This is a genomic window from Trinickia sp. HAY1-2D (assembly GCF_056754935.1).
Genome location: NZ_JBPGWX010000002.1, coordinates 29,806 through 45,830 on the forward strand (window position 1 = coordinate 29,806; position 16,025 = coordinate 45,830).

Here is a 16,025-nt window from a genome sequence, read left to right on the forward strand (position 1 = left end):
TCCGGCATATAGGCGCCAGCAGAAGTGGGCAGAATCGAGCATCTTTGTGGTTCAAGAATGTGCCGTTTATCCGGCGTTTGCAAGGTTCAAGTGATGCTCCGGCAGGTGCCTCGGGCTGCGATATGAGTGCCCATCGAGCACGAGGCAGTAGGCGTTGTGACGCAGGCGGTCGAGCGTAGCCGAGGCCAGCAAGCGGTTAGCTGGAAACGCCTGATCCCATTCGGTCAGATCGAGGTTGCTCGTCACGATGGTGGAGGCCGCCTCGTAACGCTCGGCGATCAGTTCATGCAGATCCTCGTCGGCGGGCGGACGAAGCGGTTTGAGCCCGAAGTCATCGATGATCAACAATTCGACGCGCATTAAGCTGGCGAGCCGACGCTCGTAGGCGCCGGTGGCGCGTGCTGCGTTCAAGCTCGTTGTGAGCTGGGTGCAGGTGGTGAACAGCACGTCGACTCCCTGGCGCACGGCGCAATGGCCGAGGGCCTGCGCCAGATGGCTTTTACCGGTACCGCAGGGCCCGACGATGAGCACGGGTGCGTGCTCGCCCAGGTAACGACCGCCGGCCAGATCGTGTACCAGGGCACGGTTCAACTGCGGTAGCCGATCGAAGTCGAATTGCTCCAGCGTCTTGCTGGTGCGGAAGGCGGCGCGTCGCATGCGTAACGCAAACTTCTTCTGCTCGCGCCGGGCGACTTCGTCTTCGATCAGCAGCGCGAGGAAGTCGACGTAAGAGAGCTTCGCGTCGATCGCTTGGCGATTGCGCGCCTCCAGCGAGTCGAGGATGCCGGACAGGCGCAGTTGCTTCAGATGTGGGGTCAAGGCTGGCATGGGTTGCATGGCCATCTCCTGGGTCAGTGACGCACGTGGGCGTCGGGGGCAAACAGAGACTGGGCGTCGCGGGCGAAACGCGCGCTGGGCGCATGGATGTGTTCGTTCGAATCGGTGAGTGGTTGCTGATCGAAGCCGCCGACAAGGATCGTCTTGACGGTCCGATAGAAGGGACTGGCGTGTGCGAGCGCCCGAGCGCACGCCGCTTCCAGGCGCGAAGCTCCGTAGGGCTTCTGCAACCGCATGACGCCCTGCGCCGCACGCAGGCGTTCGAGAATGTGATCGGCCAGCAGCAGTTCGATGAGCTCGGCGCAAGCCGGCCCCACGCGCGTAGCTTGTTCGAGACACCACTGCCGATCGTGAGCGAGAAACGCGCGCGCCTCGGGCGGCAGGTGGTCGCGCACGGTAAGCCGATCGCCGGGGCGGCGGCCGCGTACGTGCGAAGCGACCAGTCGGTAATCGTCGTAGATACAAACCGAAGCATCCGTTGCACGCAGCCACAACCGTTTGCCGACCAACGAGAACGGCACGGAATACAGCACGCGCTGATGGGCGACATGGCAGTCTCGGTGAACCGAGACCTTGTGCCAGGTGCCCAGATCGGGGGCGACGGCTGGCAGCTCGCGCATCAGTGGCCGTTCGATCTCGAACAAATCGAGCGGTACTTTGCGTGTTGTACCGTGGATGCGACGCCCCGCTTCATGCATGACCCAGTGACGAGCCTGCTCGTTCAGATCCATGAAGTCGCGGAACTGGCGCAGCGGCAGGAAGTTGCCTTTTACGTATTTGACGCCGGCTTCGACGATGCCCTTCTTGGGCGGGTCCGCCGGCGGGCAGGGATCGATCCGGAAACCGTACCCTTCCGCGCATTCCGCGTAGGCGCGTTGCACGACAGGGTCGTAAGCGCAGGCACGCGTGATCGCGCACTTGGGGTTGTCGATGATCACGCGCGTGGGCACGGCGCCGAACCATTCGAAGGCGCGACGATGGCACCCGAGCCAAGTTGCGACCGTCTGGTCCCAGACGAACTCGACGTACTGATGTCGCGAGAAGGCAAGCGTCATCACGAACGCCCACGTGCGCCGCAGCACGCCGTCGGCGTCGGGCAGCATCGGGCCGGCACCGAAATCGACCTGCGCCGCTTCGCCGGGCGCAAAGCTGAGCGGCACGGTGGCCTCGGGCGGACGGTCCGCGTTGATCGAAACGATCATGCGATAAACCGACGAATAACTGCCGGTGTAGCCGTGCTCACGCCGCAAAGCGGCCAGAATCGCGGTGCCGGGCACTTGCTGCTCGATCCATGAGGCGATCAATGCGCGGTGGACCTCGAGCCCCGAGACGGTGGACCTAGCCTTGTGCGGCGGGCCGAGCGCCGCGGCGATCTCGGCGTCATCCGGTAACGGCGCATCGGGCTTGAGCCAGCCTCGTTGTTCGGCCAACTCTCGCAGTGCGGCGAGCTTGCGTCGGCCCATATAGCGACAGCGCGCCAGTTCGCGCTCGGAATCCCCGTGGCGCATGCGCACGAGAACCTGGCGATATTGATGCATCTCGATTCTCCGTCGGCCCATCGCAGCCTCCCTTGGGGGATCACGCCCCACAAGTTAAGCCTGCGATGAGCATCACGATCGAGATGCTCGATTCCTGCCCTGGCTCCTATATGCCGGAAATCGACTGGCTCCTATATGCCGGAAACGCAGTGGCTCCTTTATGCCGAAAACGTCCCGGCTCCTTTATGCCGGAAGCCCAGTGGCTCCTATATGGCGGAAGATGACAGATGGTGGGCGGTGTGGCAGCGGGTGTGGCGGGGGCCAACGCGCAAGCAGGCGTGACATTCGCGGCAAACGAGGCGCAAAACAACTGTCTGAATCACCCCGAAACCTGCACGCAGATGGCCAAGAGCGCAGCGTCAGGCGTCTGGAACGGCTTGGTGAGCGTCGGGGAGGTTGTAGCGAATATTCCGAATGGGGGACCGTTTGCTTCGCCAGGGGATCCCGGCTACATCTCGCTCGACGGCTTGCGTTTGCCCTATACGCCAGGTGATCAGATCGGTCCCGGATCGGCGTTCTTTACGGCTGCGCTGGTCACGAAGGGCGTGGGAGGGGCCGTAGCCGATGGGGAGGCCGAGACGCTAGCGACGTCCGGCGCGAGAGCTTCTGCATCGAGTTACGTGCCGACAGCAGGAGACGTGGACCTGCCGAACGTGTATAGCGCGCAGGTACAAGGCGTTGCTAATAGTGTTGGAACTCCGTACGGCCCGGCCTTTCAATCCTATACGCCGGCTGCGCTTAGTGCGATCGGCCAGGTTCAGCAGGGGGCGACCTTGTTCCGAATCGGCACGCTTGGCCAAAGCCAAGCCGCCGAAGCGCAATTCTGGTCGTTGCAAAATCCGCTGACTACGCCGAACTATCCTGGCCTCTACGGCATTCCTCCTGAGAACGTAACAAACGCGAACTTCGTAGAAACGGCTATCCTGCAGCCGTGAAGTCCATTCATTACACGTCCAGCACCGGCAGTCGGCACAAACCCCGGCGGCGGTATCGAGGTGGTCGTGCCAAGCGGGGGCGTCCAAATGAGATCGTTTGGAACGCAGGGGACGCACTGAGAATCAGACGATGAGCGATTCATATGAAGAGGCTAGGGAGATAGCCAATGTGCTTGACGGAGCGGGGTTGCATGAATATGCAGAGGGACTCCGAAGCGCCCTTGTCGAGGGAGCAACAGGCACCGAAATCTACATGATCTTGCGCTGGCGACTGGCGGAAATAGTTAATGACGCTGAGGTTGAAGCGGACATCAAGGCTCGAGTGCGTGTTCTGTACGACTACCTCGATCGAGCATTGGCTTCGTAGATGGTCGAGCGACGTCATCAACGGACAGGTTGTCCGTGGTCAAGCTCATAAGCGAGTGACCACGGCTCAGTACGCCGTCTATGTGGTCATTCAGGCGTGCGTAATGACAAGCTTGCCGAGTTGAACTTCGATCTTGAGGCGTTGGCGAGGCATGAAGCCGGCTTGCTCGAGCCAACGGCCTGAGACCTTGAACCAGGGGAAGAGCGGCGGATCGGTGCCGCAGACGCGGCGGTTGCTCACGTTGTTGGTGGATTGGGTCAAGCATGAATGCGAGGCCCGGGACGAGACGCGAGAGGCGCTGCGCTTCACGCGGCGCGAGGTTCGCACGGCGACGCGTTGGGGCGATACGCAACTAAAATCCATCTGTCGCGCTTGGTCGAGCTCGAGTACGTGATCGCGCACCGAGGCCGCAACGGCGTGTTCGAATACGAGTTGCTGTACAGCGGCGAGGATGATGGCAAGGCGCATCTGTGCGGGCTGATCGACCCGACTGCCCTTGCAGAGGACGGCATGCGGCCGGGGTCAAGCGATGATCGGTCGGGGTCTGGTCGGGCCGTGGTCGGGGCACGGTCGGAGGCTGGCGAAAAGCCGCAGAGCCATGCAGCACAAGGCGAAGCCGTCGATCCGGTCGGGCCTGTGCCGAGCACGGCTAACCCTGCGAGTGGCATCCTCTCTTTAGCCGCCGCTGTTGAGTCGTCCTAACGATGCCGAACCTTGGGAGGCATGAACCGTATCCTCCGATCGGGCCGGCGCACGATCCGCTGAGCTTGTATCGGCAGATAATGGAGTTCCTGATGTGGCTGGAGGAGCGCAACACCTCGCGGCATACGCTCAAGCATTGGGAGCTGTATCTGCGGTACTTCGTGAGCTGGTGCGACGAGCGAGGCCTGACGCGGCCGGCGGAGATTACACGGCCGATCCTGGAGCGCTATCAACGGCACCTGTTTCTGAAGCGCAAGAAAAACGGCGCACCGCTGTCGGCGACGACGCAGGCGTCGCGGGTGACGCCGATTAGAAAATGGTTTCGGTGGCTCACGCGCAACAACCGGATACTGTACAACCCGGCGGCCGACCTGGATCTGCCGAAGGTGGAAGAGCGTTTGCCCGAGCATGTGCTGACGATCGAGGAGGTCGAGCGGGTGCTGAACCTGCCCGACACGACGACGCCGCTGGGTGTGCGCGATCGGGCGATGCTGGAGACGCTGTACAGCACGGGGATCCGGCGCATGGAGATCATCGGGCTGCAGCAGCGCGACGTCGATTACGAGCGCGGCACGCTGATGGTCCGGCAGGGTAAGGGCAAGAAAGATCGGATGATTCCGATCGGCGATCGAGCGCTGGCGTGGGTGGGCCGATATCGCGATGAGGTGCGGCCGGAGCTGGCGATCGCGGGCGATGACGGCACGTTGTTCTTGACGGTAACGGGCCAGGCGTTCTCGGATAACCGGATGACGCAAATGGTGCGCAATCATGTGCGCGCGGCCGGGCTGGGCAACATCGGCAGTTGCCACTTGTTCCGGCATGCGATGGCCACGCAAATGCTGGAAAACGGCGCCGACGTTCGGTTCATCCAGGCGATGCTGGGGCACGCGGACATCAAGACGACGCAGGTCTACACGAGGGTGAGCATCTGGGCGCTGAAGGATATCCATTCGGCTACGCATCCGGCACGGCTTACGCGTGCAACACTGAGGCCGGAGGATCAGCCACTGGCGACGGTGGCCGACTTACTGACCGCACTTGACGAGGAGGCGGCTAGCGAGGTCGGTGCTCACCTATAGCACGGAGTGCTATAATGTTCGGCAAGAAAAAGGACCGGTATGAGGGTCTTCAAGACCAGGATGTTTGCGCGTTGGGCCGACAAGGAAGGTGTGAGCGATGCGGCGTTGCTCGCGGCAATGGATGAGATAAGCCGAGGGTTGATTGATGCGAACCTGGGCGGTCATGTGTTCAAGAAGCGGGTGGGCATTGGCGGACGAGGTAAAAGCGGCGGAGTGCGTACGCTGCTGGCGTTGCGGGTGGGAGATCGAGCCTTCTTCGTGTTCGGCTTTGCGAAAAACGAGCGGTCCAACGTGAGCGACAAAGAGCTGGAGACGTTGAAACGGCTGGCGTCGCAGCTACTGGGCTACGATGCTCGGGAGCTGCGTGAGGCGCTGAGCACAGGCAAGCTATATGAGGTGGAAAGCGATGGGTGACAGACTGTTGAAGACGCTGCATGAGACGGCGCAAGACCTGCACGAGATCGGGCTGATGGATTCGGTGACGATGCGAGAGTTCGACGCGTTGTGTCTGCCACCGATCAAGCAATACAGTGCGGCGCAGATTCGGCGACTGCGCCAGCGCGCCAAGGCGAGTCAGGCAGTGTTCGCGGCGTGCCTGAACACGAGCATCTCGACGGTACAGAAATGGGAGCAGGGGCAAAAGCATCCGAACGGCCCTTCGCTGAAACTGCTCGACCTGGTTGATCGCAAGGGCTTGGAAGCTCTGCTGTAATGCCCCGCTGTACCGTCTTGGCCCGGCGGGCTTGCGACGGCGCTTCCTTCTTAGCCGCGCTTCTGCGGCACTCCCCATCCCTTCTTACTATCTCGACGGGCCGATACAATCGGCCCGTCGGCGCTTACGCGCCATCGCTCTTTAACGTCCTTCGTCGACGCCATCTAAGGGCCGAAAACCGCGTCTGGGCAAAAAATCTCCGAAACCGAACCGCATCTAGGCGATGACGGGTCGCAAAGTCGCGCCGCGTCTAGGTTTGCGGGCCATTGCAGGCAAAGGTCGCCTCGGGTGTTGGATATGGGGCGATTGGGGGGGGGCAGTGTCTGCCGTCGCGGCAAAGCGACCTCCACCGTCTCGGGACTCGAAGTCCACCGCGCCCTGATTGCATCGTGGCTCGAGCAGAACGTGCCCGGCACCGCAATTCTGGCCGCGTTACGGCGTGAGCACGGCTATACCGGCAGCTATTCGTCGGTTTATCGCATGATCGTTTCGATCAACGCGGGCCGTCCGCCCGAGGCCACCGTGCCGCTCAGCTTTGCGCCCGGCGAAGCGGCGCAGGTCGATTTCGGTGCCGGCAACAAAATCCGGCTTCTGTGCCCGAGGCCGTTATGTGGCCATTCGTCTTCTCCTGGACATTGAGAGCTAGCGGATCGGCTTCCCCATGATTGGGCATGGCTTGTATAGAACTGGGGCAGGCAACTCGAGAAAAATGCTCGCCCCACCTGTTTACAGCCCTGGCATGCTCGGTCCGAAACTTGCGTGTGACACCCTCGGTCGTTGACGAAGAGGGAGTGATGAATAACTGGAGCGTTCGTACTTCCCAGTACGCGATCGAGCAACGGGAGCAGGTCTGGCGACATGCGTTGCAAAAGGTTTATCTATCGATGGCCGCGCCCTGCGAAGCGGCGGTGACGGGGCTGCGCGGAGAAGTAGTTTACTGCCGTTCGCCGCTCGGCACGCAGTTCGTCAAGCTCGCGGGCTCACCGCAAGCCATCATCGGCAGTTACCCCTTGCAATCGACGAGCGCCACCAACTTGTGGATCGCGTTGATGCTGGAAGGAACGGCAACGCTGCGCATCGAAGATAAGCATTGCGCGCTCGAGATCGGCGATATCCTTTATGGCGCCGGGGGCGTCGACAACGTAGAACTGCACCTTAGCAGCGACTTTCGCATTTTGACGGTCGAGATGACCCACGAAGCCTTTTACCGCCGCCTTATCAATCCAGGCACGATCCGGGCGGGCACCATCTCCGGCCGGCAAGGTGTCAATCAGCTGCTTTCAGACTTCCTATTTTCCGTCGCCGCTCGAATGGAAAGCTTGGCGCAGACGTCGTTCTATCCGATCGAAATGGCCCTCTCGGAGCTGCTGACTTACTGCTTGTCGCATCGGGAAAACGACACCCCGCGGTTTCGTGATCAGGGGCAGGAGCATCGTTTTCGTGCCATCTGCCACAGCATCGATCTGCACTTGGGCGACAGTGATTTGAACCTGGAAATGGTCGCGCGACTGAACAACGTATCGCCGCGCTATGTCCAGAAGATTTTTGCCGAAACCAATTCGACCTTCAGCCATTTCTTGCGCCAGCGTCGGCTCGAGCAATGCAAGAAGGACCTTTCCAGCAGGGAGCACGCTTCACTCTCGGTTTCCGAAATCTGCTTTCGTTGGGGCTTCAACGATCTCGCCTATTTCAGCCGGGCGTTCAGCGCGAAGTATGCCTGCTCCCCGAGGGCGTTTCGCGCCAAAATGCTCGCGGACGCAACCCCAGGTTGACGGCAGGGTGCCTGACGGCACCCGCCAACGCCGGCAATTCGGCTGGTCGCCGCAGCGGCTTGGGCACCGGTTTCTGCCAGGCGACGATTCAAGCGCCAAATTCTCCGCGGTGATACCTCAGCGGACGACGCGCCGGCTCGCGCGTAAGATGGCGCGGCTCGCCGATCAGGATGGCATGGTCGCCTTCGACATGACACGCGCTCAACCGACATTCGATGCTTGCGCAGCAATCGGGCAGCAAAGGACAGCCTGATACGCCCAACCGGTAGTCGATCCCGGAAAACTTATCGCCGACCTTGGTGCCGAACTTCAGGGCCATAGCGCGCGCCTCGTCGGCGAGAATGTTTACGGCGAAGGCGTTCGACTGCCTTATCGACGCCAAAGTCTGGCTTCGTACGTCGAGGCAAACAAGCAGGAGGCGCGGCCGCAGCGACAAGCTGCAAAACGCGCTGACGGTACTGCCGGAGGGCCGTCCGTTGTCCGCAGTGGTGACGATCGTAACCCCGGTGGGAAAATCCGACATCGCCGCGCGCCACTGCGTGGTCAACTCCTGCTCCGAACGCGCTTCGTTCATACACACGGCACTCGATGCAAACGAAAATGAAGTCATTTAGTGCTGCTCCTGGAATCAACACCTGCCGCAGATTGCGAGAGCGGTGAGGGCATAGATTTGCGCGCTGCGCACCAGATCTTCGGGCGTCGGCAAATGACGCGGGATTCCGCAGGTAACTGCCGGAATGCGGTGCATGTTGAAGACATTGTGATCGCGCCACATGCTCGAATAGATTGGATCCGACCGCTGCAATGGCCGGCCGAGCACGGAGGCGGTGGCTAGACCCAGCGCCGCCGCCAGCGGCTTGACCGCCTCACGGTCGGCTTCATAGCCGTGGCGCACGACGAGCGGACGCAATTCGAATTCGCCGAGATCGAGGCCGCGCAGCAGTTGCTCCAGTTCGCGCTGCACCGGGGCCACGGTCTGCCGGGCTGTCAAGCCCACTTCCAAATAGAGCGAACAGACTTCGCTTCCGCTGCCGAAAGTGTGAGGTGCACCTGCCCGGATGGAATCGATCTGGACCTTCGGCACCGACAAGCCACCCTCCGTCTCGTACCGATTGCGAACCTCGTAATCCGCGCTAAAGCGGTGCAGCGCCTCGATGAGCCGGCCGACGCGATAGATAGGATTCGGGTGCGTGAGGATATCGGCATCGTGCACCAGTGCAGGCGTAAACGCCCCGCGGCCGAAGAGCTGTATGCGAAACAAAACATAGCCGCAGCCTTGCCAAGTGACCCCGTAGTCGGTCGCTTCCGCGGCGATCGCATAATCGGCCGCGACACCGCCGTGGTGAAAGAGGTAGTGCGCGCCGATGTCCTTGCCCATGAAGTCGATACCCTGATATTCCTCGATCGGCTCGGGGCCGATCTCGCCTGGACATGCGGTCAGAAAAAGCCGCCCCGCCAATCGGATGCCGGCGCTACGCAACGCCTTCGCGGCGATCATGAAGCAGCTCATCGGCCCGCGATCGTTGGCAACGGGATAGCCGTGCAGGCGGTTATCTTCGAGCCAGCATTGCGTCCACTCGCGCTGCCCCACTGTTTCCGGACGATACTTGTGATCGTCGAGCGCGGGGCAATAGGCCGGGCTCTCCGTGTCCAGATGCGAGGTAAACAGCAGATTCGCCCCGTCACCGCCGCCGCCGTATTCGCCGATTATGTTGGGCCGTGTGGGCGTTGCGCCGATAGCGCGCGGCTTGAACCCCTCTCGTTGCAGCCAATCGTAGACATACGCAGCGGCGCCGGCTTCTTCGCCGGAACGGCTGCGGATATTGCCGAGCTCCAGCGCGAGGCGGGTAAGCTCTTGCTGATCAATGGCTGCAGCAATGCGCAGCCGATCGTCGTCAGAGACCGGGTGCAGCATCGAGTCCGGCAATCTCGTTAGATGCGATGTCACGCTAGGATCCTCTCTCGGTGCGCGTGTTCCATTGGCCGACGATATTGTCGGTGCTGAGAACGAGCGCGAAGTTTTCAGTCAGCATGTCGAGCGTGTATCGATGGAAGTCTTCGCGATACGCACCACACGCGTCACCCGCGACCACGACCAGCAAGTCGCGCTGAAACGCATCGCGGGCCGTGGAATCGACGCAGCACTCGGTGGTCAGGCCGCAAAGGACAAGGGTATGGATGCGCTCGCCGCGCAAGCGCTCGTTGAAATCAGTGTCGACGAACGCGCTGTAGCGCCGTTTCCAGACGACTTGCTCGTCGGGGCGAGGCGCGAGCTTATAAAAGCTTTCACCTCCCGATCCGGCGCGGCATATTGCACATGCCGTCTCCGCCGACAGGCCACGATAGTCCATCCATTCGCGCCAAACGGAGGAGTCGGTCGCAGGCTCAGTCTTCAGCCCGACAAAGAAGATGGGTACGCCCGCCGAGCGAGCGGCCTGCGCGAGACGCGCCGCGTTGTCGACGGCGGACGCGACCTGCCCCACATCTACCCCCATACGCGCAAGCGCGCCGTTCGGCGCTCCGAAGTCCACTTGGACATCGATCACGCAAAGGGCCACGCCGTCAACGGTCAGCCGTTCCGCTAGCGACAGCCGGTTCATGAGAAATCAGCCCGCAGCCCCGGAAGGACGTCGCGGCCGAAGCGCGTGAGCCCGTCCACGTAATCCGGGAAAATCAACATCACGCCGTCCAGCTCGCAATCGGTCAACAGCTGCGAAAGCTGACGCCGGCAACTGTCGGCGGCGCCAATCGTGACGTGCGTCATGAACGTGTTGCCCGCGCGCTCGACCATCGCGTTGGTCTCGCCTTTGACGCTGACGCCGAAGCTACGCATCATGCCCTCCACCGCGCCTCGGTCGATCCCGTCTTGGTAATGCCGCGCGAGTGCCTCGGCTTGCGCATCGCTGTCCGCGCAAATGACGGTCGACATGCAATATGTCTTGATCGAAGTCCCGTACTCCGCGGCCAGGGCTTTTGCACGCAGGCTGATCGCGCGCGTTTGCGCTTCATCCTTTCCCCCGATGAAGCGTGCATCCGTGTTTCGAACGCTGAACTGAAGTCCGCGTTCGGATTGCCCCGCGCAGACGAGGAACGGGCGCGGCGCGGCAAAGGGCTTTGGATTCGAAACACACTCCTTCATCCTAAAGAACTTGCCGTCGTAGCTAAGTTGCGGGTTCGCCCAGAGCAGCTTGATGATCTCGGTCCACTCCTGCGTCATCGCGTAGCGCTCGTCGTGGCTTAGCGAGCCGTCCCAGGCACCCATCTGCTCGAATTCGTCCTTGAACGATCCCGAAACGATGTTGAGGCCGGCGCGGCCGCCGCTGATCTGATCGAGCGTGGACACCATCTTGGCCACTACTGCGGGATTGTGCAGCCCGGCGTGCATCGTGGCGATGACGCGCGCATGCCGCGTGGCCTCGGCGATGCCAGCCATCATCGTCATCGATTCGAGCGAGGCGTCCCAATGCCGCGTCTCGCCGCCAAACCCTCGCCATTTCGCCATCGACATGATGAAGTCAAGACCGATTTCGTCGGCCAGCAGCGCGGCCTCGCGATTCTGCCGGTATGACGCGTCCAGCACCGGCGTATTGCGGGAAATGATCCAGCCGCCTTGAGCAATGGGCAGAAAAACACCAAATTCTTTAGAGCACTTCATCCTTCACCTTCATAAAAAACAATCCGTCTTTCGAATGCGGGAACCGAAAAGATCAAATTCCCGACGATAGCTCTTCGGTATAGCGCTTCATCTTGACTGGCGGCTGCATAAAGGCAATGGCGACCGATATCACCAGCGGAATTCCGGCAACCAGCAAGAACGCGCCGGTAAAGCCGCCGAATGCGTCCTTCATTTGTCCCGCCAGCCAAGGGCCAAAGCAGGCGAACGTTGATAGCAGGTTGGTGACGGAAAAAATCTCGAGGTACGGCAGGCGCCCGAAAAAATTGGATAGCAAAACGCTGGTGGCGAGAAAGGTCATGCCGTAACCCGCACCCACTCCGACTGTGAAAAGCAAGAGTACGGGCAACGAGGTGGATGCGCCCAAGGCGAGCGTGCCCGCCACCATCAGCAGCAGGCTGACGATCAACATGCTTTTCGGCTCGATCTTCTCCCCGAAGAACCCGGCCGCAAAACGCGACAGGGAATTGATCAACGCTTCGGCGCTCAGCAGCGCGGCCGCAGTCTTCGCGCTGAAGCCGTGCTCAGTGATATGCGCAACCGCAAAACTGTTCGTCGTGATGCCGACGAGCAGAAATGCCGCATAGCCGCCCGCGATGGCATAAAACTGCCAAGTACGCATGGCCTCGCGTGCGCTCCAGGTTTCCCCCGTGTGATAGACAGCGGAATCGGCGGATACACGCTCGCCGACATACTTCGCATGCTCACGCTCCTTTTCGCCAGCAGGCATCAGCATTGCCGCGAGGAGTCCGGTGACGGTCATGAAAACGCCACAGAGCACCCGATGCATACGCCAGTCGCCGAGCACGTTGACGGCTAGCACCACAAGCCAAGGGCCGACCACGCCGCCCAATCCGCCGACAGTGAAATAAAAGCCGAAAGCAGAAGACTGGTTTTTATACAGCCGGCCGATCACATATGTACCCGGCACCGTGGCCACGAAGCTGAAGCCGATTCCCAGCAACGTCGCGCCCAGCAGATAGGGTAGGAGGGAGGCGCACCGCGCGAGCAGCGCAAACCCCGCTGCCAAGATGACGGTGCCGCTAGAAAGGTCAGCCGCACACCCACCCTGCGGATCGACATCGCCGGCAAATAGCTCGACAGGCCGCATGCCAGTCCGAGCAGAGAGAAGCCGAGGCCCGCACTGGACCAACTCCAGTGCAAGTCCGCAATCATGCGCGGCAGCACCACACCCAGGGAGGTGAACGTAGCGGCCGTAATCAGGAAGTAGATTGCACTCAACAGCGCGAGTATGACCGATTGATATGCTTTACTGTACGTATTCATATAACACCTTTTGTATGACCGCCGCCACGGTTCAATTGAAGCTATATCGAACCAAAGCTCCGTAGCTAAATTGGTTGGTCGGGTAATAGGCCGTGTTTTGAATTTTGTATTTATTTTTTATCGGATCGAGGACGATACCTACCCACAAATGTCCAGCCGGCCGGCCTAACTCCTTGCCGAGGTCGTAATGCAATTCCGGCTTGAAATCGGTAGTTTTAGCCTGACCATGCAACCCGAACGTATGATCGAAGGTCCCGACGATTCTGAAATCACCGAAACGGGTCGAAAATGGGAATCCGTAATCGACGTGAATGCGCCGATCATTCCATCCTTCGCCAGAATTATGTTCCCAGTAGTAAATTGTCCTAAGCCAGCCAATCCACGATGCCTGCCAGTCGATGGCGACACCTGGAAAATAGTTGTAGTTGCCATGCTCGGTTCTTGCGATCCACTGCGCGAACGACAAGTCCTTGAACGGACCGAACGATAAGTCTTTGCCGATGATCTTACCAAGGCTCAATCTTGGCACAAATTTGTAATACCATATTGTCGTCGCTCCGTCGCCATTGTTTTGGAGGGACGTTTCGAATATGGCATAGGTATAGAGATCGCCGAAACTATAGTCGCCGAATGATTCAAGAATCGGCGAGAAGGTGGTTTTCGGGTCGACCCTGTTGTTGGTTTGGAGGTACCCACTGATGTCGAACGATTGGTAATTCACGACTCCACCCGAATACGCGAAAGAGGCGTTCGGGAGCATCGCCATAATCAAAATTAAATACAGGTATATTTTTTTCATGATTGAAAATAAATATCGGCTTATAATGTCGATGAGCAAACTTCTGCTTTCTTTAACTGGTCCCCAAGGACAGTCGAGTGCCAGTCAACTGCCACTGCAAGATCAACCCGGGATCAATTTATCCAGCTAAAAAACGGCATGCTTGTAAAAAGGCGCACGAAAAGTTGGACGGGGACACCGACGCACTGGCGTGTACGGTTGCGACTTTGCGTCGGACGCTCCCCGGGCGTTCGCGCCGTTAATCAGACTGCGGCGGGCGCCCAGCGACGTTGCACCGCAACGCGCAGCGGTTGCTCAAGCCGATACACGTGGTCAATCCGTACGCGCATCGGTTGACATTCTTGGCTGGCGATCGCGGTGACGACGGCACGTTGTTCCTGACGGTAACGGGTCAGGCGTTCTCGGATAACCGGATGACCCAGATGGTGCGTAACTGCGTGCAAGCGGCGAGGCTGGGCAACATCGTGAGCTGCCACTTGTTTCGGCATGCGATGGCGACACAAATGCTGGAGAACAGGGCCGACGTTTGGTTCATCCAGGCGATGCTGGGCCACGCGGATATCAAGACGACGCAGGTCTACACGAGGGTGAGCATCCGGGCGCTGAAGGATATCCATTCGGCTACGCATCCGGCGCGGCTCACGCGTGCGACACTGAAACCAGATGAGGCGCCGGCGACGGTGGCCGACCTGCTGGAAGCACTGGACGCCGAGGCGCAAGCCGAGGGCGAAACGGAGGAATAGGTGAGCTTACGGGAATGGGTAAAATGGCGCCATGCGTGACTGAGCTTAGGGGCCGGCAAATGGGAACGAGCTACGAGAAGGACGTGGTGGCATGGGCCAACGAACAGGCTGCGTTGTTGCGCGCGGGCGAGTTCTCGGCCATCGACGTGGAGCACATCGCGGAGGAAATTGAGGACGTGGGTAAGAGCGAACAACGCGAACTGATCAGCCGCATGGCCGTGCTGCTGGCACATCTGCTCAAGTGGCAGTTCCAGTCTGCGCGGCGGGGCGCAAGTTGGCTACGAACGATCAAGGCTCAACGGCTTGACGTTGCCTACCTTCTGGATGAGGCCCCCAGCCTGAAATCGAAGTTGGCCGACCCGGATTGGATGCGTGTCGTGTGGGCAAAAGCCCTTGCACAGGCAGTGAATGAAACCGGTCTTGATGTGTTCCCCGAAACTTGCCCGTGGTCCATGGAGCAGGTGTTGGACGAGGAGTTTATGCCGGACTGATCGTTGGATCATCCGAAGACCCGCCAGCCGGCCTTGCGCCGGCTTTTTTACGAACATCGGCAGCCTGATCGCGGCCGGCAACAACGCGACGATCTCCGTTGCTGGGCCGGTGGTGAACGAAGCGCAGACGCTGAACGCGTACTGGCATTCGCACTGGGTGCAAGAAACGGGGATGTTCAGCAGCGACTTGGCTATGCTTGACGCCGGGGAGAGCTTGGAACAATGAGAGGGAGTATCACGTGCTATACGCGTATAGCAAAATTGCCGGAGGCTGCCATGCTAGCCATACGTTTACCCAAAGAACTTGAATCTCGCCTGGAGACGCTGGCCAAGCGCACGGGGCGCACCAAGACATTCTATGCGCGCGAGGCCATCGAGCAGCACCTAGAGGACTTGGAAGACCTGTACTTGGCCGAGCGTGTGGCCAAGCGCGTCCGATCTGGTACGGAACAAACCTCGTCGCTAGACGAGGTGGAGGCGCGGCTTGATCTGGCGGATTGAGATCTCTCAAACTGCCGAGAAGCAACTCGGCAAGCTAGACCGTACGTTTGCTCGGCGTATCGTGACCTTCCTTCGAGAGCGCGTATCTGCATTGGACGATCCGGGCTCGATTGGCGAAGCCCTTAAGGGCAGTGAGCTAGGTGAATTCTGGAAGTACCGCGTTGGCGACTGGCGGTTGATCTGCCAGATCGAAGACTCGCGCATCACGATTGAAGTTCTGCGCTTGGGCAACCGGCGTGAAGTGTATCGCTGACGAGCTCGTTGCAGCTCGACACGCTTCCCTCTTGGCCGCGCTTGTACGGCACTCTCCATCCCTCTTACTATCCTCGACGGGCCGATACAATCGACCCGTCGGCGCATTTGCGCCATTGTTATTTGGGGCGTCCTTCGTCGACACCATCTTTCAACGCAACGGCCGGATCAGCGCCCTCTCCACCGAAAATACATATCAGAAAAGCTTCGTTTGGCGCCGATCAAAACCCCTCTAGACTGACCCTTCACGTTGTCGTAACGAACCGATCTGATCCCTGGAACATGGAGTGACGCGGCTCTTGCCGCTGCCCGTGTAACCAGGCGAGCATGCTGCGCG

21 protein-coding genes are annotated in these 16,025 nt (G+C 60.3%); 12 read left to right on the forward strand and 9 right to left on the reverse strand.

Annotated features, from left to right (window positions below):
- Nucleotides 1-66: 66 nt before the first annotated feature.
- Both istB and istA read right to left on the reverse strand, forming a co-directional pair.
- The gene (gene istB, locus ACR9ZC_RS07000; protein ID WP_481579760.1) at nt 67-837 is read right to left on the reverse strand and encodes an IS21-like element helper ATPase IstB; all 771 of its coding nucleotides are present in this window, start codon (nt 835-837) and stop codon (nt 67-69) included.
- A 14-nt stretch (nt 838-851) separates the two neighbouring features.
- Nucleotides 852-2,375, reverse strand: a complete 1,524-nt coding sequence (istA, locus tag ACR9ZC_RS07005; protein ID WP_481579761.1) for an IS21 family transposase — start codon at nt 2,373-2,375, stop codon at nt 852-854.
- Between the two features lie 278 nt (nt 2,376-2,653).
- On the opposite strand from istA, the gene ACR9ZC_RS07010 reads away from it, so the two are divergent.
- Both ACR9ZC_RS07010 and ACR9ZC_RS07015 read left to right on the forward strand, forming a co-directional pair.
- Nucleotides 2,654-3,310: a hypothetical protein gene (locus ACR9ZC_RS07010; RefSeq protein ID WP_481579762.1), complete on the forward strand. Its 657-nt coding sequence runs from the start codon at nt 2,654-2,656 to the stop codon at nt 3,308-3,310.
- A 130-nt stretch (nt 3,311-3,440) separates the two neighbouring features.
- Nucleotides 3,441-3,677 carry a hypothetical protein gene (locus ACR9ZC_RS07015; RefSeq protein WP_481579763.1) on the forward strand — a complete coding sequence of 79 codons (237 nt, stop codon included), beginning with the start codon at nt 3,441-3,443 and terminating at the stop codon, nt 3,675-3,677.
- Nucleotides 3,678-3,767: 90 nt separating this feature from the next.
- Here ACR9ZC_RS07015 and ACR9ZC_RS07020 read toward each other — a convergent pair whose 3' ends face one another.
- Complete coding sequence (locus tag ACR9ZC_RS07020) at nt 3,768-3,938, reverse strand: SymE family type I addiction module toxin (RefSeq protein WP_481579764.1); 171 nt, start codon at nt 3,936-3,938, stop codon at nt 3,768-3,770.
- A gap of 111 nt (nt 3,939-4,049) precedes the next feature.
- Between ACR9ZC_RS07020 and ACR9ZC_RS07025 the strand changes: the two genes are divergently transcribed.
- The 6 genes from ACR9ZC_RS07025 to ACR9ZC_RS07050 all read left to right on the forward strand — a co-directional run bounded on the left by ACR9ZC_RS07025 (nt 4,050) and on the right by ACR9ZC_RS07050 (nt 7,942).
- Entirely contained in the window at nt 4,050-4,379 is a 330-nt protein-coding gene (locus ACR9ZC_RS07025; RefSeq protein ID WP_481579765.1) for a hypothetical protein, read from the forward strand.
- A gap of 2 nt (nt 4,380-4,381) precedes the next feature.
- Nucleotides 4,382-5,458: a site-specific tyrosine recombinase XerC gene (gene xerC / locus ACR9ZC_RS07030; protein ID WP_481579766.1), complete on the forward strand. Its 1,077-nt coding sequence runs from the start codon at nt 4,382-4,384 to the stop codon at nt 5,456-5,458.
- 39 nt (nt 5,459-5,497) lie between these two features.
- The gene (locus ACR9ZC_RS07035; protein WP_481579767.1) at nt 5,498-5,872 is read left to right on the forward strand and encodes a type II toxin-antitoxin system RelE/ParE family toxin; all 375 of its coding nucleotides are present in this window, start codon (nt 5,498-5,500) and stop codon (nt 5,870-5,872) included.
- Entirely contained in the window at nt 5,865-6,170 is a 306-nt protein-coding gene (locus ACR9ZC_RS07040; protein ID WP_440559222.1) for a helix-turn-helix domain-containing protein, read from the forward strand. The genes ACR9ZC_RS07035 and ACR9ZC_RS07040 overlap by 8 nt, the downstream gene beginning before the upstream one ends.
- Before the next feature lie 297 nt (nt 6,171-6,467).
- Nucleotides 6,468-6,809 carry a hypothetical protein gene (locus ACR9ZC_RS07045; RefSeq protein ID WP_481579768.1) on the forward strand — a complete coding sequence of 114 codons (342 nt, stop codon included), beginning with the start codon at nt 6,468-6,470 and terminating at the stop codon, nt 6,807-6,809.
- Between the two features lie 155 nt (nt 6,810-6,964).
- Nucleotides 6,965-7,942, forward strand: a complete 978-nt coding sequence (locus ACR9ZC_RS07050) for an AraC family transcriptional regulator (RefSeq protein ID WP_481579769.1) — start codon at nt 6,965-6,967, stop codon at nt 7,940-7,942.
- Nucleotides 7,943-8,030: 88 nt separating this feature from the next.
- Here ACR9ZC_RS07050 and ACR9ZC_RS07055 read toward each other — a convergent pair whose 3' ends face one another.
- From ACR9ZC_RS07055 to ACR9ZC_RS07080, 6 genes are all read right to left on the reverse strand, one after another.
- A complete protein-coding gene (locus ACR9ZC_RS07055) occupies nt 8,031-8,516 on the reverse strand; it encodes a flavin reductase family protein (RefSeq protein WP_481579770.1) in 486 nt (161 codons plus the stop codon).
- 54 nt (nt 8,517-8,570) lie between these two features.
- Nucleotides 8,571-9,890 (reverse strand): zinc-binding metallopeptidase family protein, encoded by a 1,320-nt coding sequence (locus ACR9ZC_RS07060; RefSeq protein WP_481579771.1) that lies wholly within the window; start codon nt 9,888-9,890, stop codon nt 8,571-8,573.
- 1 nt (nt 9,891) lies between these two features.
- A complete protein-coding gene (locus ACR9ZC_RS07065) occupies nt 9,892-10,542 on the reverse strand; it encodes a cysteine hydrolase family protein (RefSeq protein WP_481579772.1) in 651 nt (216 codons plus the stop codon).
- The gene (locus tag ACR9ZC_RS07070) at nt 10,539-11,597 is read right to left on the reverse strand and encodes an LLM class flavin-dependent oxidoreductase (protein ID WP_481579773.1); all 1,059 of its coding nucleotides are present in this window, start codon (nt 11,595-11,597) and stop codon (nt 10,539-10,541) included. The genes ACR9ZC_RS07065 and ACR9ZC_RS07070 overlap by 4 nt, the downstream gene beginning before the upstream one ends.
- A gap of 52 nt (nt 11,598-11,649) precedes the next feature.
- Nucleotides 11,650-12,726, reverse strand: coding sequence for an MFS transporter (locus tag ACR9ZC_RS07075; protein ID WP_481579774.1), 1,077 nt, complete (start codon nt 12,724-12,726; stop codon nt 11,650-11,652).
- Between the two features lie 207 nt (nt 12,727-12,933).
- Nucleotides 12,934-13,623 (reverse strand): outer membrane protein OmpK, encoded by a 690-nt coding sequence (locus ACR9ZC_RS07080; RefSeq protein WP_481579775.1) that lies wholly within the window; start codon nt 13,621-13,623, stop codon nt 12,934-12,936.
- Nucleotides 13,624-13,991: 368 nt separating this feature from the next.
- On the opposite strand from ACR9ZC_RS07080, the gene ACR9ZC_RS07085 reads away from it, so the two are divergent.
- The 4 genes from ACR9ZC_RS07085 to ACR9ZC_RS07100 all read left to right on the forward strand — a co-directional run bounded on the left by ACR9ZC_RS07085 (nt 13,992) and on the right by ACR9ZC_RS07100 (nt 15,689).
- On the forward strand, nt 13,992-14,444 hold the full coding sequence (locus ACR9ZC_RS07085; RefSeq protein WP_481579776.1) for a tyrosine-type recombinase/integrase: 453 nt from the start codon (nt 13,992-13,994) through the stop codon (nt 14,442-14,444).
- 59 nt (nt 14,445-14,503) lie between these two features.
- Nucleotides 14,504-14,935: a DUF29 domain-containing protein gene (locus ACR9ZC_RS07090; protein ID WP_481579777.1), complete on the forward strand. Its 432-nt coding sequence runs from the start codon at nt 14,504-14,506 to the stop codon at nt 14,933-14,935.
- Between the two features lie 276 nt (nt 14,936-15,211).
- Nucleotides 15,212-15,436: a type II toxin-antitoxin system RelB family antitoxin gene (gene relB, locus ACR9ZC_RS07095; protein ID WP_481579778.1), complete on the forward strand. Its 225-nt coding sequence runs from the start codon at nt 15,212-15,214 to the stop codon at nt 15,434-15,436.
- Complete coding sequence (locus ACR9ZC_RS07100; RefSeq protein WP_481579779.1) at nt 15,420-15,689, forward strand: type II toxin-antitoxin system RelE family toxin; 270 nt, start codon at nt 15,420-15,422, stop codon at nt 15,687-15,689. The genes relB and ACR9ZC_RS07100 overlap by 17 nt, the downstream gene beginning before the upstream one ends.
- Nucleotides 15,690-16,025 lie beyond the last annotated feature (336 nt).